The organism is Streptomyces sp. NBC_00335 (genome assembly GCF_036127095.1).
GTDB lineage: Bacteria > Actinomycetota > Actinomycetes > Streptomycetales > Streptomycetaceae > Streptomyces.
In genome coordinates this window covers 3384616-3406458 of the sequence record NZ_CP108006.1, presented here as the reverse complement: position 1 = coordinate 3406458, position 21843 = coordinate 3384616, and the positions used below count along the sequence as shown (strand labels likewise).

Sequence of the window (21843 nt, the reverse complement as noted above, 5' to 3'; positions counted from 1 at the left end):
CCGACATGCTGATCCCTCGTAGGGTCAAGCACCGCAAGCAGCACCACCCGAAGCGCCGCGGTATGGCCAAGGGCGGTACTGAGGTCTCGTTCGGCGAGTACGGCATCCAGGCGCTTACCCCCGCCTACGTGACGAACCGCCAGATCGAGGCGGCTCGTATCGCGATGACCCGCCACATCAAGCGTGGCGGCAAGGTCTGGATCAACATCTACCCGGACCGTCCCCTGACGAAGAAGCCTGCCGAGACCCGCATGGGTTCCGGTAAGGGTTCTCCCGAGTGGTGGATCGCGAACGTGCACCCGGGCCGGGTCATGTTCGAGCTGTCCTACCCGAACGAGAAGATTGCTCGTGAGGCGCTCACCCGCGCTGCTCACAAGCTTCCGATGAAGTGCCGGATTGTTCGGCGCGAGGCAGGTGAGTCGTGATGGCGACGGGAACCAAGGCGTCCGAGCTGCGTGAGCTCGGTAACGAGGAGCTCGTTGGCAAGCTGCGCGAGGCCAAGGAAGAGCTGTTCAAGCTGCGCTTCCAGGCGGCCACGGGTCAGCTGGAGAACAACGGCCGGCTCAAGTCCGTCCGTAAGGACATCGCTCGCATCTACACCCTGATGCACGAGCGTGAGCTCGGTATCGAGACGGTGGAGAGCGCCTGATGAGCGAGAAGAACGTGACTGAGACGACTGACCGCGGCTTCCGCAAGACCCGTGAGGGTCTTGTCGTCAGCGACAAGATGGACAAGACCGTCGTCGTCGCTGTCGAGGACCGCGTGAAGCACGCTCTGTACGGCAAGGTCATCCGCCGTACGAACAAGCTCAAGGCGCACGACGAGCAGAACGCTGCCGGCGTCGGCGACCGCGTCCTCATCATGGAGACGCGTCCGCTGTCGGCGAGCAAGCGCTGGCGCATCGTCGAGATCCTCGAGAAGGCCAAGTAATTATCTGAGGCCCTGGGCATCAAGCCCAGGGGCCCCTCAGGTTCGTTCCGCCAGGCTCGGTGGGGGCGGTAGCTCTTCGGAGTGATGCCCCCGCCGGGAACCGGCAGACAAACAGGAGATAGACGTGATCCAGCAGGAGTCGCGACTGCGTGTCGCCGACAACACTGGTGCCAAGGAGATCCTTTGCATCCGTGTTCTCGGTGGTTCCGGTCGCCGCTACGCGGGCATCGGTGACGTCATCGTTGCCACCGTCAAGGACGCGATCCCCGGTGGCAACGTGAAGAAGGGTGACGTCGTCAAGGCGGTCATCGTTCGCACCGTGAAGGAACGCCGCCGCCAGGACGGCTCGTACATCCGCTTCGACGAGAACGCCGCCGTCATTCTGAAGAACGACGGCGACCCTCGCGGCACCCGTATCTTCGGCCCGGTGGGCCGTGAGCTGCGCGAGAAGAAGTTCATGAAGATCATCTCGCTCGCGCCGGAGGTGCTGTAAGCATGAAGATCAAGAAGGGCGACCTGGTTCAGGTCATCACCGGTAAGGACAAGGGCAAGCAGGGCAAGGTCATTCTGGCCATCCCTACTGAGAACCGCGTCCTCGTCGAGGGTGTCAACCGGGTCAAGAAGCACACCAAGGCCGGCCAGACCGCTGGTGGCTCGCAGACCGGTGGCATCGTGATCACCGAGGCGCCGATCCACGTCAGCAACGTTCAGCTGGTTGTGGAGAAGGACGGCCAGAAGGTCGTTACCCGCGTCGGTTTCCGCTTCGATGACGAGGGCAACAAGATCCGCGTTGCCAAGCGGACGGGTGAGGACATCTGATGGCTACCACTCCGCGTCTCAAGACGAAGTACCGCGAGGACATCGCGGGCAAGCTGCGTGAAGAGTTCTCTTACGAGAACGTCATGCAGATTCCCGGCCTCGTGAAGATCGTGGTCAACATGGGTGTGGGCGACGCCGCCCGCGACTCCAAGCTGATCGACGGCGCCATCAAGGACCTGACGACGATCACCGGTCAGAAGCCGGCCGTCACGAAGGCCCGCAAGTCCATCGCGCAGTTCAAGCTGCGCGAGGGTCAGCCGATCGGCTGCCACGTCACCCTCCGTGGTGACCGCATGTGGGAGTTCCTGGACCGTACGCTGTCGCTCGCGCTGCCGCGTATCCGTGACTTCCGTGGTCTGTCGCCGAAGCAGTTCGACGGCCGTGGCAACTACACCTTCGGTCTCACGGAGCAGGTCATGTTCCACGAGATCGACCAGGACAAGATCGACCGTACCCGGGGTATGGACATCACCGTGGTTACCACGGCGACCAACGACGACGAGGGCCGCGCCCTCCTTCGTCACCTCGGCTTCCCCTTCAAGGAGGCGTAAGCGAGATGGCGAAGAAGGCTCTCATCGCGAAGGCTGCCCGCAAGCCCAAGTTCGGTGTGCGTGCGTACACCCGCTGCCAGCGCTGCGGTCGCCCCCACTCCGTGTACCGCAAGTTCGGCCTGTGCCGCGTCTGCCTTCGTGAGATGGCTCACCGTGGCGAGCTGCCGGGCGTGACCAAGAGCTCCTGGTAATTCCCTCTCGTCCGCAAGGACTTGGGAACTTCCAGGCACTCTCGGTAAGCATCTGGTCGGCGGGTGCCCGGCCGCGCATGCCTTAGGCTTGTGTGGTTGGGCGTCCGCCGCCCATAACGACTTACTACGCCGTAGGTCCCCGCACCGCACCCGTCCCGCCACTGAGTGGGGAGAGGGATGGCGCATACAGGAAACCCCGGCGAGAGAGGCCGAAGGCCACTTCATGACCATGACTGACCCGATCGCAGACATGCTCACGCGTCTGCGTAACGCTAACTCGGCGTACCACGACTCCGTCGTGATGCCGCACAGCAAGATCAAGTCGCACATCGCAGAAATCCTCAAGCAGGAGGGTTTCATCACCGGCTGGAAGGTCGAGGACGCCGAGGTCGGCAAGAACCTCGTCCTCGAGCTGAAGTTCGGCCCGAACCGCGAGCGCTCCATTGCGGGCATCAAGCGGATCTCGAAGCCCGGTCTGCGTGTGTACGCAAAGTCCACCAACCTGCCGAAGGTGCTCGGCGGCCTGGGCGTGGCGATCATCTCCACGTCCCACGGTCTGCTCACCGGCCAGCAGGCAGGCAAGAAGGGCGTAGGTGGGGAAGTCCTCGCCTACGTCTGGTAGTCGGGAACGGAGGAAAAGCAATGTCGCGAATCGGCAAGCTCCCCATCCAGGTTCCCGCCGGTGTGGACGTCACCATCGACGGCCAGGCAGTGGCTGTGAAGGGCCCCAAGGGTTCCCTCGCGCTCACCGTCAAGGCGCCGATCGAGATCGTCAAGGGTGAGGACGGCGTTCTCAACGTCACCCGCCCCAACGACGAGCGTCAGAACAAGGCCCTGCACGGCCTGTCCCGCACGCTGGTGGCGAACATGATCACCGGCGTGACCACGGGTTACGTCAAGGCTCTTGAGATCAGCGGTGTCGGTTACCGCGTCGCCGCGAAGGGCTCCAACCTGGAGTTCCAGCTTGGCTACAGCCACCCGATCCTGATTGAGGCGCCCGAGGGCATCTCCTTCAAGGTCGAGTCGCCCACCAAGTTCTCGGTCGAGGGCATCGACAAGCAGAAGGTCGGCGAGGTCGCCGCCAACATCCGCAAGCTGCGGAAGCCCGACCCGTACAAGGCCAAGGGTGTCAAGTACGCCGGCGAAGTCATCCGCCGCAAGGTCGGAAAGGCTGGTAAGTAGCCATGGCATACGGTGTAAAGATCGCCAAGGGCGACGCGTACAAGCGTGCCGCCAAGGCCCGCCGCCACATCCGCATCCGCAAGAACGTCTCGGGTACGGCGGAGCGTCCGCGCCTCGTCGTGACGCGTTCCAACCGCAACATCGTTGCTCAGGTCATCGACGACCTCCAGGGTCACACCCTGGCGTCGGCGTCGACCCTGGACGCTTCGATCCGTGGTGGCGAAGGCGACAAGAGCTCGCAGGCCCAGGCCGTCGGCGCACTCGTCGCCGAGCGTGCCAAGGCCGCGGGTGTCGAGACCGTCGTGTTCGACCGCGGTGGCAACCGATACGCCGGGCGCATTGCCGCTCTGGCTGACGCCGCCCGCGAAGCCGGGCTGAAGTTCTAAGCCCCGTTTTCCGGGACTCACGGACGTAACAGAGAGAGGTAATCCAATGGCTGGACCCCAGCGCCGCGGAAGCGGTGCCGGTGGCGGCGAGCGGCGGGACCGGAAGGGTCGCGACGGTGGCCCTGCCGCCGAGAAGACCGCTTACGTTGAGCGCGTTGTCGCGATCAACCGCGTCGCCAAGGTTGTCAAGGGTGGTCGCCGCTTCAGCTTCACCGCGCTGGTCGTGGTGGGCGACGGTGACGGCACTGTAGGTGTCGGTTACGGCAAGGCCAAGGAAGTTCCCGCGGCCATTGCCAAGGGTGTCGAGGAAGCCAAGAAGTCCTTCTTCAAGGTTCCGCGCATCCAGGGCACCATCCCTCACCCGATCACGGGTGAGCGTGCCGCGGGCGTCGTGCTGCTGAAGCCGGCCGCCCCCGGTACCGGTGTTATCGCCGGTGGCCCGGTGCGCGCCGTTCTGGAGTGCGCCGGCGTTCACGACATCCTGTCGAAGTCGCTTGGTTCTTCCAACGCGATCAACATCGTGCACGCGACCGTGGCGGCCCTCAAGGGCCTGCAGCGTCCCGAGGAGATCGCGGCTCGCCGTGGTCTGCCCCTCGAGGACGTCGCTCCCGCGGCTCTGCTCCGTGCACGTGCTGGGGCGGGTGCGTAATGGCTCGCCTCAAGGTCACGCAGATCAAGTCGTACATCGGCAGCAAGCAGAACCACCGCGACACGCTGCGTTCGCTCGGGCTCAAGCGCCTGAACGACGTCGTCGTCAAGGAGGACCGCCCCGAGTTCCGCGGAATGGTTCACACCGTCCGCCACCTCGTGACGGTTGAGGAGGTTGACTAACATGGCTGAGAGCAGCCCGCTGAAGGCCCACAACCTCCGTCCCGCCCCCGGCGCCAAGACCGCGAAGACCCGTGTCGGTCGTGGTGAGGCGTCGAAGGGTAAGACGGCCGGTCGTGGTACGAAGGGCCAGAAGGCCCGTTACCAGATCCCGCAGCGCTTCGAGGGTGGGCAGATGCCCCTCCACATGCGTCTGCCGAAGCTCAAGGGCTTCAAGAACCCGTTCCGCACCGAGTTCCAGGTCGTGAACCTGGACAAGCTCGGCGCTCTCTACCCCGAGGGTGGAGAAGTCACGGTGGCCGACCTGGTCGCCAAGGGCGCGGTTCGCAAGAACAGCCTCGTCAAGGTCCTGGGCCAGGGCGAGATCTCCGTGGCGCTGCAGGTTTCGGTTGACGCCGTTTCCGGCTCCGCCAAGGAGAAGATTGCCGCCGCTGGTGGCTCTGTGACCGAGCTCGTCTAAGACGAACTCAGTGACAAATAGCTAGAAACCCGACCGGGGGTGCCTCACATATGGGGCATCCCCGGTTGGTCGTTCCATGGAAGGTGCAGACGCCGGTAAGGTGGCCTGCACCTTTGCTTGTACACATTCGTCGATCCCTCAGACCGTCACCTCTGACGCAGTAGCGCGGGGGTCGCAGGAGGCACCGTGCTAACCGCGTTCGCCCGGGCGTTCAAGACGCCCGACCTGCGCAAGAAACTGCTCTTCACGCTCGGCATCATCGTGCTGTTCCGGCTCGGGTCCCACGTTCCCGTACCCGGCGTGAGCTATACGAACGTCCAGATCTGTGTTGATCAGGCGTCCGGCCAGAACGGCGGGCTCTTCGGTCTGGTCAACATGTTCAGTGGCGGTGCGCTGCTGCAGATCACGATCTTCGCGCTCGGCATCATGCCGTACATCACGGCGAGCATCATCTTGCAGCTGCTGACCGTGGTCATTCCGAAGCTGGAGACCCTCAAGAAAGAGGGCCAGGCCGGCACGTCGAAGATCACGCAGTACACGCGCTATCTGACGGTCGCGCTGGCGATCCTGCAGGGCACCGGCCTCGTCGCCACCGCCCGCAGCGGCGCCCTCTTCCAGAACTGCTCGGTCGCGAGTCAGATCGTGCCGGACCGGTCGATCTTCACCACCGTCGTCATGGTGCTCACCATGACCGCCGGCACCTGTGTCGTCATGTGGCTCGGTGAGCTCATCACCGACCGGGGCATCGGCAACGGCATGTCGATCCTGATGTTCATCTCGATCGCCGCGGGCTTCATCGGATCCCTGTGGGCCATCAAGGAGCAGGGCAAGATCGCGGACGGCTGGGTCGAGTTCGGCGTGGTCATGCTGGTCGGCCTCGCGATGGTGGGCCTGGTGGTCTTCGTCGAGCAGGCGCAGCGCCGGATCCCGGTCCAGTACGCGAAGCGCATGATCGGCCGCCGTGCGTACGGCGGTACCTCGACCTACATCCCGCTCAAGGTGAACCAGGCGGGCATCATCCCCGTCATCTTCGCCTCGTCGCTGCTCTACATCCCGGCACTGGTCGTGCAGTTCAGCGGTTCCACCGCCGGCTGGGCCACCTGGATCCAGAAGCACTTCGTCAAGGGTGACCACCCGTACTACATCGCGACCTACTTCCTCCTGATCGTCTTCTTCGCGTTCTTCTACGTGGCGATCTCGTTCAACCCCGAGGAAGTTGCAGACAACATGAAGAAGTATGGTGGGTTCATTCCGGGCATCCGCGCCGGCCGGCCCACCGCCGAGTACCTGAGCTACGTACTCAACCGGATCACGTGGCCTGGGTCGCTGTACCTGGGGTTGATCGCTCTTGTGCCGACGATGGCGTTGGCCGGCTTCGGAGCGAACCAGAACTTCCCGTTCGGCGGGACGAGCATCCTGATCATCGTGGGTGTGGGTCTGGAAACCGTGAAGCAGATCGAGAGCCAGCTCCAGCAGCGTAATTACGAAGGGTTCCTCCGCTGATGCGAATCGTCCTCGTCGGCCCGCCGGGCGCGGGCAAGGGAACGCAGGCGACTGTGCTTGCCAAGACCTTGTCGATCCCGCACATCTCCACGGGCGACCTGTTCCGGGCCAACATCAGCCAGGGCACCGAGCTCGGCCGTCGCGCGAAGGCGTTCATGGACGCGGGTGACCTCGTCCCGGACGAGATCACCATCGGCATGGCGAAGGACCGCATGGAGCAGGAGGACGCCGCCGGCGGTTTCCTGCTCGACGGGTTCCCGCGCAACGTGTCCCAGGCGGAAGCCCTCGACGTGATGCTGAAGGCCGAGGGCATGAACCTCGACGCCGTCCTGGACCTGGAGGTCGAGGAGGACGAGGTCGTCAAGCGCCTCGCCGGCCGGCGCACCTGCCGCAACGACGGCGGGCACGTCTTCCACATCGCGTACCAGCCGCCCAAGGTCGAGGGTGTCTGCGACATCTGCGGCGGCGAGCTGTACGTGCGCGAGGACCAGTCCGAGGACGCGGTCCGCAACCGCCTGGACGTCTACCACACCCAGACCGAGCCGATCATCGACTACTACAAGGCCCAGGGCCTCGTGTCGACGATCCCGGCCCTCGGTGAGGTCAAGGACGTCACGCAGCGCGCGATGGACGCCCTGAAGAAGTAGTCCCCGCGCAGTGCGCAGTACGTAGTGCAGACAAGGCCGCGGTGTCCTCGGGACGCCGCGGCCTTACTGTTGACATGACCCCGAATCCGAAGGTGGAAGGCCCGTCCATGGTGCAGATCAAGACCCCCGAGCAGATCGCGAAGATGCGCGAGGCGGGGCTGGTCGTCGCGGCGATCCACGCGGCGACCCGTGAGGCGGCCGTGCCGGGCGCCACGACGCGGGATCTGGACATGGTGGCCCGCAAGGTGATCGCGGACGCCGGTGCCAAGTCGAACTTCCTCGGGTACGGCGGGTTCCCCGCGACCATCTGCACCTCGGTCAACGAGGTCGTGGTCCACGGCATCCCCGACGACAAGACGGTCCTCAAGGACGGCGACATCATCTCGATCGACGCCGGCGCGATCGTGGACGGCTGGCACGGCGATGCCGCGTACACCGCCTTCGTGGGCTCTGGGCACGCCCCTGAGCTCGTGGAGCTCTCCCGGGTGACCGAGGAGTCCATGTGGGCCGGTATCGCCGCCATGAAGCTCGGCAACCGCCTCGTGGACATCTCGAAGGCGATCGAGACCTACATCAAGCGGCAGCCGCGCCCGACCACGGGTGAGCACAGCCTCGGCAAGTTCGGGATCATCGAGGACTACGGCGGCCACGGCATCGGTTCCGAGATGCACATGGACCCGCACCTGCTGAACTACGTCTCGCGCAAGCGGGGCAAGGGCATCAAGCTCGTGCCGGGCCTGTGCCTGGCGATCGAGCCGATGGTCTCCCTGGGCACCGCCCAGACGGAGGTCCTGGCGGACGACTGGACGGTCATCACCACGGACGGCACCTGGTCCTCGCACTGGGAGCACTCCATCGCCCTGACCGAGGAGGGGCCGATCGTCCTCACCTCCCCGGACTGCGGCAAGGCGAAGCTGGCGGAGTACGGCGTGAGCACGGCGCCGGACCCGTTGGGCTGACGCACAAGCCGGTGGGCCGACCGGTATGGGCAGGATTGATGATCTATCCTGTAGGGCACACTTTCCGGATTCGTCTTTCGGAAGGCCCTGACGTAGACTGACTCGTCGGCTCCTTTGCACCCGCATGTCCTCATGCGAAGGCGGGGAGCTGATCAAGGTAGCCGATTCGAAAGGCGAAGCGTGGCCAAGAAGCAAGGTGCCATCGAAATCGAGGGCACCGTGATCGAGTCCCTCCCGAACGCGATGTTCAAGGTGGAACTCCAGAACGGTCACAAGGTCCTCGCGCACATCAGCGGCAAGATGCGCATGCACTACATCCGCATCCTTCCTGATGACCGGGTTGTCGTGGAGCTCTCTCCGTACGACCTGACGCGTGGCCGGATCGTCTACCGATACAAGTAGATCTTGCTTTCACTCCTGTCCGGACGTCTTGTCCCGGCGTGGGTGGTGGCACTGACCCGGAGAACCTCACCAACATGAAGGTCAAGCCGAGCGTCAAGAAGATCTGCGACAAGTGCAAGGTGATCCGCCGTCACGGTCGGGTCATGGTCATCTGCGACAACCTGCGCCACAAGCAGCGCCAGGGCTGACGCACGCCGACCGACCTGCACTACGCAGTTCTTCGCGCGACGTAAGAAAACGTACATACGCAGAACCCGCCCAGTCCTGACCAGGACCGGCGGCACCTCCGGCGGGGGCCGGGGACCCGGGCGTACCACCACCCAGCAGGTGTGGTCGGCGGTCGGGGTTCGGTTCTGCGGAAGACCCCCGAACACACAGGAGCCATTGAATGGCACGCGTTTCCGGTGTTGACATCCCGCGCGAAAAGCGTGTGGAGATCGCACTTACCTACGTCTTCGGTGTCGGTCGCACCCGGTCCAAGGAAATCCTTGCGGCCACCGGTGTGAACCCCGACACCCGCGTTCGTGACCTGGCCGAAGAGGACCTGGTCAAGATCCGCGAGTACGTGGACGCCAACCTCCGCACCGAGGGTGACCTCCGCCGCGAGATCCAGGCCGACATCCGTCGCAAGGTCGAGATCCAGTGCTACCAGGGTGTTCGCCACCGTCGTGGCCTGCCCGTGCACGGTCAGCGCACCAGCACGAACGCTCGTACCCGCAAGGGTCCGCGTCGCGCGATCGCCGGTAAGAAGAAGCCGGGCAAGAAGTAGTCCTGTTCAGCGGTCTTGCGCTGTAGGACCGACCACCTCCCGTAGGAGATTTAGATGCCCCCCAAGGGTCGTCAGGGCGCTGCCAAGAAGGTGCGCCGCAAGGAAAAGAAGAACGTCGCTCATGGGCACGCCCACATCAAGAGCACGTTCAACAACACCATCGTTTCGATCACGGACCCCGCGGGCAACGTGATCTCCTGGGCCTCCGCCGGCCACGTCGGCTTCAAGGGCTCGCGCAAGTCCACCCCCTTCGCCGCGCAGATGGCCGCCGAGTCGGCCGCCCGTCGCGCGCAGGAGCACGGCATGCGCAAGGTCGACGTCTTCGTCAAGGGTCCCGGCTCCGGCCGTGAGACCGCGATCCGCTCCCTCCAGGCCACTGGCCTCGAGGTCGGCTCGATCCAGGACGTCACCCCCACCCCGCACAACGGCTGCCGTCCGCCCAAGCGTCGCCGCGTCTGATTCGGCGACGCCGGGCTTCGCGCCTGTGCGTCTTTGAGTGTCCGGGCGGTACGAACCCCTCGCGGGGGACGTACCGCCCGTACCCTTGTAGTTCGTAGTGTCACGTGTGAGCAGCCCCGTGCTGCACTCCGTCGGGCGTCAAATAGTGGGCGTCCACGAATGAAGGAATCCACATGCTTATCGCTCAGCGCCCCTCGCTGACCGAAGAGGTCGTAGACGAGTACCGCTCGCGGTTCGTGATCGAGCCGCTGGAGCCGGGCTTCGGCTACACCCTCGGCAACTCGCTCCGCCGCACGCTCCTGTCCTCGATCCCGGGTGCCGCTGTCACCAGCATCCGCGTGGACGGCGTCCTGCACGAGTTCACCACCGTGCCCGGTGTCAAGGAAGACGTCACCGACATCATCCTCAACATCAAGCAGCTGGTCGTCTCCTCGGAGCACGACGAGCCGGTCGTGATGTACCTGCGCAAGCAGGGTCCCGGCCTGGTCACCGCTGCCGACATCGCGCCCCCGGCCGGTGTCGAGGTGCACAACCCGGACCTGGTCCTCGCCACGCTCAACGGCAAGGGCAAGCTGGAGATGGAGCTGACCGTCGAGCGCGGTCGCGGCTACGTCTCCGCCGTCCAGAACAAGCAGCTGGGCCAGGAGATCGGTCGCATCCCGATCGACTCCATCTACAGCCCGGTCCTCAAGGTCACCTACAAGGTCGAGGCGACCCGAGTCGAGCAGCGCACCGACTTCGACAAGCTCATCGTCGACGTCGAGACCAAGCAGGCCATGCGCCCGCGCGACGCCATGGCGTCCGCCGGCAAGACCCTGGTCGAGCTGTTCGGTCTGGCCCGCGAGCTCAACATCGACGCCGAGGGCATCGACATGGGCCCCTCGCCGACGGACGCGGCCCTGGCCGCCGATCTCGCCCTGCCGATCGAGGAGCTCGAGCTCACCGTTCGGTCGTACAACTGCCTCAAGCGCGAGGGCATCCACTCCGTGGGTGAGCTCGTCGCCCGCTCCGAGGCGGACCTGCTCGACATCCGCAACTTCGGTGCGAAGTCGATCGACGAGGTCAAGGCGAAGCTGGCCGGCATGGGCCTGGCCCTCAAGGACAGCCCGCCCGGATTCGACCCGACCGCCGCCGCCGACGCCTTCGGCGCCGACGACGACGCGGACGCCGGTTTCGTCGAGACCGAGCAGTACTAAGCACCACCCGTAGATCTTTCCCACGGCAGCCGCCGCGGGGGAACTGACACCGGTACCTGACACGGCCGGTGCAGATATGAAGGAGTATGACCATGCCGCGTCCCGCAAAGGGTGCCCGTCTGGGCGGCAGCGCCGCGCACGAGAAGCACCTCCTCGCGAACCTCGCGAAGGCGCTCTTCGAGCACGGCCGCATCACCACCACCGAGGCCAAGGCCCGTCGCCTGCGTCCCTACGCCGAGCGTCTGGTGACCAAGGCCAAGAAGGGCGACATCCACAACCGTCGCCTGGTGCTGCAGACGATCACGGACAAGAGCATCGTGCACACGCTGTTCACCGAGATCGCCCCGCGCTACGAGAACCGCCCCGGTGGTTACACGCGCATCACCAAGATCGGCAACCGTCGTGGCGACAACGCCCCGATGGCCGTGATCGAGCTGGTCGAGGCCCTTACGGTCGCCCAGCAGGCCACTGGTGAGGCCGAGGCCGCCACCAAGCGCGCCGTGAAGGAGGCGGAGGCCGCTGAGGCTCCCGCCGCCGAGGAGACCAAGGAGGCCTGATCCCTTCCGGGATCACGCTGAATGGCTCTGAACGGGCCCGCCCCCTCACCGGGGCGGGCCCGTTCTGCATGGGGGCGAAAGACGCAGCTGAGAGGATCTGTCACGTGAGTGACGAGGTGGAGCCCGGACACGTCCGGGTCAGGCTGGACCTGAGTTACGACGGCAAGGACTTCTCCGGCTGGGCGAAGCAGCGCGTGCTGCGGACCGTCCAGGGAGAGCTGGAGTCGGCCCTGCAGACCGTGATGCGGCTCCCGGACCCGGTCGAGCTGACCGTGGCGGGCCGTACGGACGCGGGCGTGCACGCGCGCGGACAGGTCGCGCAGTTCGACGTACGGGACGAGGTGTGGGCCGAGCACCAGGACAAGCTGCTGCGCCGCCTCGCGGGGCGGCTGCCGCACGACGTGCGGGTGTGGAAGGCCGCGGAGGCCCCCGCCGGCTTCAACGCGCGGTTCTCGGCGATCTGGCGGCGCTACGCCTACCGCGTGGGCGACCACCAGGCCGGGGTGGACCCGCTGCGCCGCGGGCACGTGCTCTGGTACCAGTGGCCGCTCGACGTGGACGCCATGAACGAGGCTGCCGCCGCGCTGGTCGGGGAGCACGACTTCGCCGCGTACTGCAAGAAGCGCGAGGGCGCCACGACGATCCGCACCCTCCAGCAGCTCAACTGGGAGCGGGACGCGGAGGGGATCATCACCGCGACCGTCCGCGCCGATGCCTTCTGCCACAACATGGTGCGCTCGCTGGTAGGTGCCCTGCTGCACGTCGGCGACGGCCACCGCACGACCGACTGGCCCGGGAAGGTGCTGGCCGCGGCCGTACGGGACTCCTCGGTGCACGTGGTCAAGCCGCACGGGCTGACGCTGGAGGAGGTCGGCTACCCGGCCGACGAGCTGCTGGCCGCGCGGAGCAAGGAAGCGCGCAACCTGCGGACGCTGCCGGGGGCCGGCTGCTGCTAGTGCGGCTGTGCGGCTAACTCGTTTGGGCGGATCGGCGCCGGACCTGGACAATGCCCCGCATGGGACATCTCGAAGCCAGCCACCTGGAGTACTACCTTCCCGACGGGCGGGTACTGCTCCCCGACGTCTCCTTCCGGGTGGGGGAGGGGTCGGTCGTCGCCCTGGTCGGGGCGAACGGGGCCGGCAAGACCACTCTGCTGAAGATGATCTCCGGTGAGCTCCAGCCGCACGGCGGTTCGGTCACCGTGAGCGGCGGGCTGGGCGTGATGTCGCAGTTCGTGGGCTCGGTCCGCGACGAGACGACCGTACGGGACCTGCTGGTCTCGGTGTCCCAGCCGCGGATCCGGGAAGCCGCCAAGGCGGTGGACCGGGCCGAGCAGCTGATCCTGACGGTGGACGACGAGGCCGCGCAGATGGCCTACGCGCAGGCGCTGAGCGACTGGGCCGACGTGCAGGGGTACGAGGCGGAGACGCTGTGGGACGTCTGCACGATGGCCGCGCTGGCGATCCCCTACGACTCGGCGCAGTTCCGCGAGGTGCGCACGCTCTCGGGCGGTGAGCAGAAGCGGCTCGTGCTGGAGGCGCTGCTGCGCGGGCCGGACGAGGTGCTGCTGCTCGACGAGCCGGACAACTACCTGGACGTCCCGGGCAAGCGGTGGCTGGAGGAGCAGCTGGGGGCCACCCGCAAGACGGTGCTCTTCGTCAGCCACGACCGGGAGCTGCTGACCCAGGCCGCCGAGAAGATCATCAGCCTGGAGGCGAGCCCGAACGGCTCCGACGTCTGGGTGCACGGCGAGGGCTTCGGCACGTTCCACGCCGCCCGCAAGGAGCGCTTCGCGCGCTTCGAGGAGCTCAAGCGGCGCTGGGACGAGGAGCACGCCCGGCTGAAGGCCCTGGTGCTGCGACTGCGCGGCCAGGCCGCGAGCAGCCCGGACATGGCCTCGCGCTACCACGCGATGCAGACCCGCTTCAAGCGGTTCGAGGACGCCGGCCCGCCGCCCGAGCCGCCGCGCGAGCAGGACATCAAGATGCGGCTCAAGGGCGGCCGTACGGGCGTGCGCGCGCTCACGGTGGAGAACCTGGAGCTCACCGGGCTGATGAAGCCCTTCTCCCTGGAGGTCTTCTACGGGGAGCGGGTCGCGGTCCTGGGCTCGAACGGCTCCGGGAAGTCCCACTTCCTGCGTCTGATGGCGGGGGAGGACGTCAAGCACACGGGTACGTGGAAGCTCGGCGCCCGCGTGGTCCCCGGCCACTTCGCGCAGACCCACGCCCACCCCGAGCTGTTCGGCCGTACGCTCGTGGACATCCTGTGGACGGAGGCGGCGAAGCCGCTCGGCCAGGCGATGGGCGCACTGCGCCGCTACGAGCTGGAGCGCCAGGGCGATCAGCCCTTCGAGCGTCTCTCGGGCGGCCAGCAGGCGCGCTTCCAGATCCTGCTGCTGGAGCTGGCGGGAACGACGGCGCTGCTGCTCGACGAACCCACGGACAACCTCGACCTGGAATCGGCGGAGGCGCTGCAGGACGGGCTGGAGGCGTACGACGGCACTGTGCTGTGCGTCACGCACGACCGGTGGTTCGCCCGCACATTTGACCGCTATCTGGTCTTCGGTTCGGACGGTGTTGTGCGAGAGACTACGGAGCCCGTCTGGGACGAACGTAGGGTCGAGCGGAAGCGCTAGGGGGAGACCCCCCCGGCTTGGGTCGAGGGGACTTCGTTGTGGGGCTGCGGCCGAGTGTCTGGGTCATGAAATGGGACAGCCCGTCCTCCTGGGACCGGGGGGTGGCCTGGCTGCTGCGCCCCGCCCCCCGGTCCTGGCGGTTCGTGGGCCTGGTGATCCTGCTGTCGGTGGCGGTCGCGGCGAGCCTGCGGGAGAACTGGGGCTCGGACAACGCCTTCGTGGTCAAGGCGGCCGACGCCCTGCTCGCCGGGGTGTCCCCGTACGAGGACAAGCGGTTCCTCTACCTGCCCAGCGCCGTGATCATGGCGATTCCCGAGGCCCTGCTGCCGGCGCCACTGCTGCGCTGCGTGCTGCCGCTGGGGATGACCGGGCTCGTCGGGCTCGGCTGGTGGGCCTCGCTGCGGCTGTTCTCCGTACCGGTGCGCTCGCGGTTCGCGGTCGGCGGTTTCGCCCTGTTCGCGCTGGCCTACAAGCCGTACATCAACCTCGTGCTGATCGCGAACTGGACGGCCATCTCCGCCGCCGCCCTGCCGGTGGCGCTGCTGCTGGCGCACCGCAAGCACTGGGCGGCGGCCGGGCTGGTGGTGGGCCTCGCCATCGCGTGCAAGCCGATGCTGGTGCCGGTCGGGCTGCTCTTCCTGCTGGCCCGGCAGTGGCGGGGACTGGCCCTGGCGGCGGGGGTGCCGGTGGGGCTGTCGCTGGCGGGGGCCCTGATGATGCCGCACCCGATGCTGTTCTTCACCAAGACCCTGCCGTTCCTGCTGCAGGGCCAGGATTCCTACGCGCTGCCCTGGGACGCCTCGCCGATCGCCGCGCTCCCGCGGCTGGGGGTGCCCGCGCCGCTGGCGGTGGCGCTGGCCTTCGCGGGGGCCGGGTGCGGGCTGTGGGCGACCTGGCGGCGGTGGCGCAGGCCGGTCGAGGCGGACGGGGACGCGGGCGAGCTGAGGCTGGTGGAGACGGCCTGCATGGTGATGCTGGCCGCATTCCTGGTGTCGCGGCCCTCCTTCGACCACTACCTGATCGTGGTGCTCCCGCTGCTGCTGGCATCGGGGGTGCGGGCGGGGTCGATGCCGCGCTCGCCCTGGTTCTGGGTGGCCCTGGTGCCCCAGACCGCGGGCATTCCGTGGCCCTCGGAGTTCGAGGCCAAGAGGCGGGCATTTAGGGACATGGTGACCCTGTGCGCGCTCGCCGGTCTGCTGGCGCGTCGAGCACTGCGTCCGATCCGGGTTACTCTGGAACCTGTACGAACTACGGGGTCCCCACCCAGGACCGAACCGGAGTGCGCCGCGACCCCCGTCGAAACGGGTTCGCGGACCGCGTTTTGACCCTTCCAGGTCTTCAGGGGTACCCTGCTGGTTCGTTATGCGTATTGGCTTTCTCATTCTCACGTGAATCTGCCTTACGCCGGTCCACCGGGCCGATGACCAGCGGTACACACGGGTTGCGTCTCCGATGTGAACCAGGGCTGTCGTGATCGTCCGTGGTGACCCATGTCAGGACCCGTCCCTCGGGCTCACCCCCCGGGGATGACCCACCACTGAAGAAGCGAAGGCATACGCGTGCGTACGTTCAGCCCCAAGCCCGGCGACATCTCGCGCCAGTGGCACGTCATCGACGCCCAGGATGTTGTCCTCGGCCGTCTGGCGACCCAGGCCGCTACCCTCCTGCGGGGTAAGCACAAGCCGACTTACGCCCCCCACATGGACATGGGCGACTTCGTCATCATCATCAACGCCGACAAGGTTCACCTGTCCGGCAACAAGGCGACCCAGAAGATGGCGTACCGCCACTCCGGCTTCCCGGGTGGTCTGCGTTCGGTCCGCTACGACGACCTCCTGGCGAACAACCCGGAGAAGGCCGTCGAGAAGGCCATCAAGGGCATGATCCCCAAGAACACCCTGGGCCGTCAGATGCTCTCGAAGCTGAAGGTCTACTCGGGCGATGTGCACCCCCACGCTGCTCAGCAGCCGGTGCCGTTCGAGATCACCCAGGTCGCGCAGTAGTTCCGGCCACCACACCCCCTAAGACAAGAAACTTCTGAGGAGCATCGTGGCCGAGACCACCGCCGAGACGACCCCCGTCGAAGAGTTCGAGGGCAACGTCGAGGAGTACACCACCGAGTCTGTGGAAGCCGTTGAGGGCGACTACACCTCCGAGTCCCTTGCCGGTCGCTTCGGTGACCCCCAGCCGGCCGCCGGCCTGGGCCGTCGCAAGAACGCCATCGCCCGTGTCCGGATCGTTCCGGGCACCGGCAAGTGGAAGATCAACGGTCGCACCCTTGAGGACTACTTCCCCAACAAGGTGCACCAGCAGGAAGTCAACGAGCCGTTCAAGCTCCTTGAGCTGGACAACCGCTACGACGTCATCGCCCGCATCTCGGGTGGCGGCGTTTCCGGTCAGGCCGGCGCCCTGCGCCTCGGCGTTGCCCGTGCGCTGAACGAGGCGGACGTGGACAACAACCGCGCGGCGCTGAAGAAGGCCGGCTTCCTCTCCCGCGACGACCGTGCGGTCGAGCGCAAGAAGGCCGGTCTCAAGAAGGCCCGTAAGGCTCCGCAGTACAGCAAGCGTTAATCTCGCCTGCTGTTCAGCACGAATCCGCCCCGGCAGCACTCTGTGTGCTGCCGGGGCGGTTCGTTTACCGCCAAAAGCGGCAAATAATTGGCACAACTGCTCATAGCGAAGTGTGAACTCGGGAGGACAACAGTGGGACGACTCTTCGGGACGGACGGTGTACGAGGCGTTGCCAACGCGGATCTGACGGCCGAGCTCGCGCTCGGCCTCTCCGTGGCGGCCGCGCACGTACTGGCCGAGGCGGGCACCTTCGCCGGCCACAGGGCCACCGCGGTGGTCGGCCGGGACCCCCGGGCCTCGGGCGAGTTCCTGGAGGCCGCAGTCGTCGCGGGCCTCGCGAGCGCGGGCGTGGACGTCCTGCGCGTCGGTGTGCTGCCCACCCCGGCGGTGGCGTATCTCACCGGTGCGCTGGGCGCCGACCTCGGCGTCATGCTCTCGGCCAGCCACAACGCCATGCCCGACAACGGCATCAAGTTCTTCGCGCGCGGCGGTCACAAGCTCGCCGACGAGCTGGAGGACCGGATCGAGGCGGTCTACGAGGACCACCGCACGGGTGCTCCCTGGGACCGCCCGACGGGCGGCGGCGTCGGCCGCGTCTCCGACTACACCGAGGGCTTCGACAAGTACGTCGCCCACCTCATGGGTGTGCTGCCGAACCGTCTCGACGGCCTCAAGGTGGTCCTGGACGAGGCGCACGGCGCGGCCGCCTACGTCTCGCCGGAGGCCTTCACGCGGGCCGGCGCGGAGATCGTCACCATCGGTGCCGAGCCCGACGGCCTGAACATCAACGACGGCTGCGGTTCCACCCACCTCGGTCTGCTGAAGCAGGCCGTCGTCGAGCACGGCGCCGACCTCGGCATCGCGCACGACGGGGACGCCGACCGCTGCCTCGCCGTGGACGCGAACGGCGAGGAGGTCGACGGGGACCAGATCCTCGCGGTGCTGGCGCTGGCGATGCGCGAGGCCGGGCACCTGCGCGAGGACACCGTCGTCGCCACCGTGATGTCGAACCTGGGCTTCAAGCTGGCCATGGAGTCCGAGGGCATCAACGTCGTGCAGACCGGCGTCGGCGACCGGTACGTCCTGGAGTCGATGCGGGAGCACGGGTACGCGCTGGGCGGCGAGCAGTCCGGCCACGTGATCATCCTCGACCACGCCACCACCGGCGACGGCACCCTGACCGGCCTGATGCTCGCGGCCCGGATCGCGGCCACCGGCAAGACGATGGCCGAGCTGACCGGGGTCATGCGGCGGCTGCCGCAGGTCCTGGTCAACGTCCCCGACGTGGACAAGTCCCGGGTCACCACCTCGGGCGAGCTGGCCGCGGCCGTCGCCGAGGCCGAGCGGGAGCTGGGCACGACCGGGCGCGTACTGCTGCGTCCGTCGGGCACGGAGCCCCTCGTGCGGGTGATGGTGGAGGCCGCCGACATCGAGCAGGCCCGCTCGGTCGCGGGGCGCCTCGCGGACGTCGTGAAGTCGGCGCTCGGCTAGAGCCCGCCCTTGCGTCATGACAGCGGCCCCGCGCTACGAAGCTTCGTAGCGCGGGGCCGCTGTCATGAGCGGTTGCGGGGCTCAGGCCTTGGGCGCCGTGCGCCTCCAGTGGCCCCGCTGGGTGCGCCACAGGAGTTTTTGGCCGAGCAGGGTCAGGACGCCGGCCAGCATGATGCCGAAGAGGTTCAGCAGCAGCTGCTCCATCGAGCCCCACATCTGGCCGAACTCGCCGTAGCCGAGGGCCACGGCCGCGTTGGCGGCCGCCGGGACCGTGGTCACCGAGATCGCGACGCCGACCAGCGCGCCGGACTTCGCCGAGGTCAGGGAGAGCACCCCGGCCACGCCGGCGAGCAGCGCCACGACGAACGAGAACAGGTCCGGCTGCCAGATGAAGCTGGTGTTGGGGCGGGGCTTGTCCAGCATGTCGTGGTGGAACAGGCCGAGCGCGTCCATGGCCAGGGTGAAGACGGTGGTCGCGACCATCGCGGTGGCGAAGCCCACCAGCAGGGCCGTCAGCGAGCGGGCGGCCAGTTTGGGGGCGCGCTGCACCAAGGCGGTGCAGACACCGGCGAGCGGTCCGAACTCCGGGCCGACCGCCATCGCGCCCACGATGAGGATGGCGTTGTCGAGGACCACACCGCAGGCCGCGATCATCGTGGCGACGATCATGAAGGCGCTGTAGGTGATGGTGAGGGTGGACTCCTCGTGGGTCGCCTCGCTCAACTGCTCCCACAGGACGGCGTCGGCGGCCTCGCCCGGGGCCTCCTCCTCGGCGCGGTCGGCGCGGTCCGAGAGGGACAGGTCGATGTTCTCGACCGCGATCGACCCGTCCTTGTCGATGCCGAGCTCCCGGAGCTCGTTCAGGAGCTCGTCGCCCGCCTCCCGCGCGACGTCGCACAGCACGATGTCGCCCGGCGGGATGCGGGCGGCGCCGGGCAGCACGGCCAGATGGGTGGTGCCGACCGTCCCCTCGACGATCCTGACCACGTCATCGGTCCGGTCCGACGGAATGATCATCCGTAGATGCAGCATGGCCGCACCCTAGCTTCCGGCGGTCCCTGGTTTCGGGTGGCGCTCAGAGCTTGCGCAGACTCAGCTTCTGCACCTTGTGGTCCGGTCCCTTGCGGACGACGAGGGTGGCGCGGCCGCGGGTCGGGGCCACGTTCTCCAGCAGGTTGGGCTTGTTGATGGTCCGCCACATCGTCTGCGCGTACTCCAGCGCCTCCTCCTCGGAGACCTGGGTGTACTTGCGGAAGTAGGAGAAGGGGTTCTGGAACGCCGTCTCGCGCAGCTTGCGGAACCGGTTGAGGTACCAGCGCTCGATGTCCTCGGGGCGGGCGTCCACGTACACGCTGAAGTCGAAGTAGTCGGCGAGGCCGACCCGGGTGCGGCCGTCCTTGCCGGGCATGGCGGGCTGCAGGACGTTGAGCCCCTCGACGATCAGGATGTCGGGACGGCGTACGACGAGCTCCTCGCCGGGGACGATGTCGTAGATCAGGTGGGAGTAGACGGGGGCCTTGACCTCGTCCTTGCCCGCCTTGATGTCGGCGACGAAGCGGGTGAGCGCCCGGCGGTCGTAGGACTCCGGGAAGCCCTTGCGGGCGGTCAGCCCGCGCCGCTCCAGCTCCTTCATCGGGTACAGGAAGCCGTCGGTGGTGACCAGCTCCACGCGCGGGTGCTCCGGCCAGCGGGCCAGCAGCGCCTGGAGGAGACGGGCCACGGTGGACTTGCCCACGGCGACCGAGCCGGCGACCCCTATGACGAAGGGCGTGCCCTGCTGGGCGCCGTGGCCGTTGCCGGCGTCGCCGAGGAAGGTGTTGAGGGTGCCGCGCAGGTTGCTGGTGGCGCCGACGTACAGGTTCAGCAGGCGGGAGAGCGGCAGGTAGACGTCACGGACCTCGTCGAGGTCGATGACATCGCCCAGTCCGCGCAGCCGCTCGACCTCGTCGGCCGTCAGCGGGAGCGGGGTGCGCTCGCGCAGGGCGCTCCACTCGGCACGGGTGAGGTCGACGTAGGGGGAGGCCTCGTGGCCCCGGCGGCGCGTGGGGTGCGCCGCGTGCTCGGGGTGCCGGGGCTCGGTCTGCGGGGCCTGCTGGGCCTGCGTAGGGGGCTCCGATCCGTCGGGGCGCTCCGTTGCGCGGTCCGGCGTGCTTCGTGGCGGCGAAGAGATCACACGGCCATTGTCGGGGGTGGCGGGCCGTCGTGGGTGGTGTGGTCGGTCACGTGGGCCCGGGTCTTATGGTCCGGGGTGGGTGGGTTGTACGGGGAGCGGTATCGATTTCAGGCACCTGCGGTCTCGACGGCATCACGATGCGCGGTGCGCGCACATTCACGCGGACGCGGGTCATCCGGTCCCGTACGGTGTGGTTCACCGCAGCTCATGACGCCGCCCCGGTCCGGGGTGGCGCGGCGTGCTGCCCTTTTCCGTAGACCTTTCCCGTGGGGGGAACCGCCATCATGCGCACCGCATTCGTCCGTCGTACCGTCCTGTCCGCCGCGGCCGTGTCGCTGGCCCTGCTCGCCACCGCGTGCGGCGGCGAGGGCAAGGCGGACGCGAAGCCGTCCGCCGCGGCGGCGTCGGCGGCCCCGGTCGTCAAGGGGAAGACGGACGCCGAGCTGGCCGGGCTGGTGCTGGCCCAGACGGACCTGACCACCCACGTCATCGAGGCCATGTCGGACGAGGACGTCAAGAAGACGGTCGGCAGCACCACCGACAAGCCCGAGTGCCTTCCGCTGTTCCAGGCGCAGTCCCTGACCGGGCCCGGCGCCGCCACCGGCAACGCGCGGGTCGTCGCCGCGGCCAAGGGCAAGGAGGCGGCCGCGAACGCGACCGCCGAGGAGAAGCTGAAGGCCGGCCTGGACGCCTTCGGCGAGACCGCCACCGCCGTCAGCCTGCACTCGTACGAGGGCAAGGGCGCGCAGGAGGCCTTCGGCAAGATCAAGTCGGGAGGTTCGGCCTGCGCCGCCGGCTACACGGGCACCCAGGACGGCGAGACCGTCAAGATCAGCAAGGTCGGCCCCGGCGCTCCCGTCACCGGTGGGGACGAGTCCGTCGCCTACACCATCGAGATGGCGGCGGACGGCGAGCAGCTCAAGACGGAGCTCGTGGTCGTGCGCAAGGGCAACACCCTCGCCGTCTTCAACGGCGTCAGCTTCACCGGCACCGCCGACCAGCCGGTCACCGTCGTCGCGGCGCAGCTGAAGAAGCTCGGCTGACGGTTCGTCCATCGCTGAGTCCATCCCGCCCCGGCGCATTCGCCGGGGCGGTTTTTTCGTCCGGTTCAGGTACCGGGCGCGGAGCCAACTA

Annotated in this window: 31 protein-coding genes; 29 read left to right on the top strand and 2 right to left on the bottom strand. The window is 67.4% G+C overall.

The genetic code is table 11. The features are described 5' to 3' along the window. The first annotated feature begins 5 nt into the window (after positions 1 to 5). The 28 genes from rplP (at position 6) to glmM (ending at position 18536) form a co-directional block, all read left to right on the top strand. A complete protein-coding gene (gene rplP / locus OHA37_RS15060; RefSeq protein ID WP_030026326.1) occupies positions 6 to 425 on the top strand; it encodes a 50S ribosomal protein L16 in 420 nt (139 codons plus the stop codon). Next, on the top strand, positions 425 to 649 hold the full coding sequence (gene rpmC / locus OHA37_RS15055; protein ID WP_008739703.1) for a 50S ribosomal protein L29: 225 nt from the start codon (positions 425 to 427) through the stop codon (positions 647 to 649). The genes rplP and rpmC overlap by 1 nt, the downstream gene beginning before the upstream one ends. Continuing rightward, complete coding sequence (rpsQ, locus tag OHA37_RS15050) at positions 649 to 930, top strand: 30S ribosomal protein S17 (protein ID WP_243333368.1); 282 nt, start codon at positions 649 to 651, stop codon at positions 928 to 930. Before rpmC ends, rpsQ begins: the two co-directional genes overlap by 1 nt. A gap of 124 nt (positions 931 to 1054) precedes the next feature. Further along, positions 1055 to 1423, top strand: a complete 369-nt coding sequence (rplN, locus tag OHA37_RS15045; RefSeq protein ID WP_003956455.1) for a 50S ribosomal protein L14 — start codon at positions 1055 to 1057, stop codon at positions 1421 to 1423. 2 nt (positions 1424 to 1425) lie between these two features. After that, positions 1426 to 1749, top strand: coding sequence for a 50S ribosomal protein L24 (gene rplX, locus OHA37_RS15040; protein WP_215023444.1), 324 nt, complete (start codon positions 1426 to 1428; stop codon positions 1747 to 1749). Beyond that, entirely contained in the window at positions 1749 to 2300 is a 552-nt protein-coding gene (gene rplE, locus OHA37_RS15035) for a 50S ribosomal protein L5 (protein WP_030388859.1), read from the top strand. Before rplX ends, rplE begins: the two co-directional genes overlap by 1 nt. Before the next feature lie 5 nt (positions 2301 to 2305). Further along, the gene (locus OHA37_RS15030) at positions 2306 to 2491 is read left to right on the top strand and encodes a type Z 30S ribosomal protein S14 (protein WP_003956452.1); all 186 of its coding nucleotides are present in this window, start codon (positions 2306 to 2308) and stop codon (positions 2489 to 2491) included. A 223-nt stretch (positions 2492 to 2714) separates the two neighbouring features. Then, a complete protein-coding gene (gene rpsH / locus OHA37_RS15025) occupies positions 2715 to 3113 on the top strand; it encodes a 30S ribosomal protein S8 (RefSeq protein ID WP_008739698.1) in 399 nt (132 codons plus the stop codon). A 20-nt stretch (positions 3114 to 3133) separates the two neighbouring features. Beyond that, complete coding sequence (gene rplF / locus OHA37_RS15020; RefSeq protein WP_243333369.1) at positions 3134 to 3673, top strand: 50S ribosomal protein L6; 540 nt, start codon at positions 3134 to 3136, stop codon at positions 3671 to 3673. A gap of 2 nt (positions 3674 to 3675) precedes the next feature. After that, a complete protein-coding gene (gene rplR, locus OHA37_RS15015) occupies positions 3676 to 4059 on the top strand; it encodes a 50S ribosomal protein L18 (protein WP_030008471.1) in 384 nt (127 codons plus the stop codon). Positions 4060 to 4105: 46 nt separating this feature from the next. Continuing rightward, positions 4106 to 4708 carry a 30S ribosomal protein S5 gene (gene rpsE, locus OHA37_RS15010; protein ID WP_008739695.1) on the top strand — a complete coding sequence of 201 codons (603 nt, stop codon included), beginning with the start codon at positions 4106 to 4108 and terminating at the stop codon, positions 4706 to 4708. Further along, positions 4708 to 4890, top strand: a complete 183-nt coding sequence (gene rpmD, locus OHA37_RS15005) for a 50S ribosomal protein L30 (RefSeq protein ID WP_112447741.1) — start codon at positions 4708 to 4710, stop codon at positions 4888 to 4890. Before rpsE ends, rpmD begins: the two co-directional genes overlap by 1 nt. A 1-nt stretch (position 4891) precedes the next feature. Next, positions 4892 to 5347, top strand: coding sequence for a 50S ribosomal protein L15 (gene rplO / locus OHA37_RS15000; protein ID WP_243333371.1), 456 nt, complete (start codon positions 4892 to 4894; stop codon positions 5345 to 5347). A gap of 186 nt (positions 5348 to 5533) precedes the next feature. Further along, entirely contained in the window at positions 5534 to 6850 is a 1317-nt protein-coding gene (gene secY / locus OHA37_RS14995) for a preprotein translocase subunit SecY (RefSeq protein WP_243333373.1), read from the top strand. Beyond that, a complete protein-coding gene (locus OHA37_RS14990) occupies positions 6850 to 7497 on the top strand; it encodes an adenylate kinase (RefSeq protein ID WP_266905452.1) in 648 nt (215 codons plus the stop codon). The genes secY and OHA37_RS14990 overlap by 1 nt, the downstream gene beginning before the upstream one ends. A 107-nt stretch (positions 7498 to 7604) precedes the next feature. Beyond that, positions 7605 to 8456: a type I methionyl aminopeptidase gene (gene map, locus OHA37_RS14985; RefSeq protein ID WP_266912804.1), complete on the top strand. Its 852-nt coding sequence runs from the start codon at positions 7605 to 7607 to the stop codon at positions 8454 to 8456. Positions 8457 to 8636: 180 nt separating this feature from the next. Continuing rightward, positions 8637 to 8858, top strand: a complete 222-nt coding sequence (infA, locus tag OHA37_RS14980; RefSeq protein WP_003956442.1) for a translation initiation factor IF-1 — start codon at positions 8637 to 8639, stop codon at positions 8856 to 8858. Between the two features lie 74 nt (positions 8859 to 8932). Beyond that, entirely contained in the window at positions 8933 to 9046 is a 114-nt protein-coding gene (gene rpmJ / locus OHA37_RS14975) for a 50S ribosomal protein L36 (protein WP_003956441.1), read from the top strand. 200 nt (positions 9047 to 9246) lie between these two features. Continuing rightward, complete coding sequence (gene rpsM, locus OHA37_RS14970) at positions 9247 to 9627, top strand: 30S ribosomal protein S13 (protein ID WP_053682609.1); 381 nt, start codon at positions 9247 to 9249, stop codon at positions 9625 to 9627. Positions 9628 to 9681: 54 nt separating this feature from the next. Further along, positions 9682 to 10086 carry a 30S ribosomal protein S11 gene (gene rpsK / locus OHA37_RS14965; protein ID WP_006376016.1) on the top strand — a complete coding sequence of 135 codons (405 nt, stop codon included), beginning with the start codon at positions 9682 to 9684 and terminating at the stop codon, positions 10084 to 10086. A gap of 173 nt (positions 10087 to 10259) precedes the next feature. Beyond that, on the top strand, positions 10260 to 11282 hold the full coding sequence (locus tag OHA37_RS14960; RefSeq protein WP_008739666.1) for a DNA-directed RNA polymerase subunit alpha: 1023 nt from the start codon (positions 10260 to 10262) through the stop codon (positions 11280 to 11282). A 92-nt stretch (positions 11283 to 11374) separates the two neighbouring features. Then, entirely contained in the window at positions 11375 to 11839 is a 465-nt protein-coding gene (gene rplQ, locus OHA37_RS14955) for a 50S ribosomal protein L17 (protein ID WP_215023458.1), read from the top strand. 104 nt (positions 11840 to 11943) lie between these two features. Continuing rightward, positions 11944 to 12795: a tRNA pseudouridine(38-40) synthase TruA gene (gene truA / locus OHA37_RS14950; protein ID WP_266905449.1), complete on the top strand. Its 852-nt coding sequence runs from the start codon at positions 11944 to 11946 to the stop codon at positions 12793 to 12795. Between the two features lie 59 nt (positions 12796 to 12854). Continuing rightward, positions 12855 to 14474, top strand: coding sequence for an ABC-F family ATP-binding cassette domain-containing protein (locus tag OHA37_RS14945; RefSeq protein ID WP_443046167.1), 1620 nt, complete (start codon positions 12855 to 12857; stop codon positions 14472 to 14474). 65 nt (positions 14475 to 14539) lie between these two features. Then, positions 14540 to 15799 carry a glycosyltransferase family 87 protein gene (locus OHA37_RS14940; protein ID WP_266905445.1) on the top strand — a complete coding sequence of 420 codons (1260 nt, stop codon included), beginning with the start codon at positions 14540 to 14542 and terminating at the stop codon, positions 15797 to 15799. A 234-nt stretch (positions 15800 to 16033) separates the two neighbouring features. Then, complete coding sequence (rplM, locus tag OHA37_RS14935) at positions 16034 to 16477, top strand: 50S ribosomal protein L13 (RefSeq protein ID WP_112447734.1); 444 nt, start codon at positions 16034 to 16036, stop codon at positions 16475 to 16477. Positions 16478 to 16523: 46 nt separating this feature from the next. Further along, the gene (gene rpsI, locus OHA37_RS14930) at positions 16524 to 17045 is read left to right on the top strand and encodes a 30S ribosomal protein S9 (RefSeq protein WP_266905443.1); all 522 of its coding nucleotides are present in this window, start codon (positions 16524 to 16526) and stop codon (positions 17043 to 17045) included. A gap of 132 nt (positions 17046 to 17177) precedes the next feature. Further along, positions 17178 to 18536, top strand: coding sequence for a phosphoglucosamine mutase (gene glmM / locus OHA37_RS14925; RefSeq protein ID WP_266905441.1), 1359 nt, complete (start codon positions 17178 to 17180; stop codon positions 18534 to 18536). 81 nt (positions 18537 to 18617) lie between these two features. On the opposite strand, the gene OHA37_RS14920 is transcribed toward glmM, so the two are convergent. Further along, positions 18618 to 19568: a DUF389 domain-containing protein gene (locus OHA37_RS14920; protein ID WP_266905439.1), complete on the bottom strand. Its 951-nt coding sequence runs from the start codon at positions 19566 to 19568 to the stop codon at positions 18618 to 18620. A 43-nt stretch (positions 19569 to 19611) separates the two neighbouring features. Further along, a complete protein-coding gene (coaA, locus tag OHA37_RS14915) occupies positions 19612 to 20709 on the bottom strand; it encodes a type I pantothenate kinase (RefSeq protein WP_266905437.1) in 1098 nt (365 codons plus the stop codon). A gap of 284 nt (positions 20710 to 20993) precedes the next feature. Here coaA and OHA37_RS14910 point away from each other — a divergent pair, with 284 nt between their 5' ends. Further along, the gene (locus OHA37_RS14910; protein ID WP_266905435.1) at positions 20994 to 21752 is read left to right on the top strand and encodes a hypothetical protein; all 759 of its coding nucleotides are present in this window, start codon (positions 20994 to 20996) and stop codon (positions 21750 to 21752) included. The last annotated feature ends 91 nt before the right edge of the window (positions 21753 to 21843 follow it).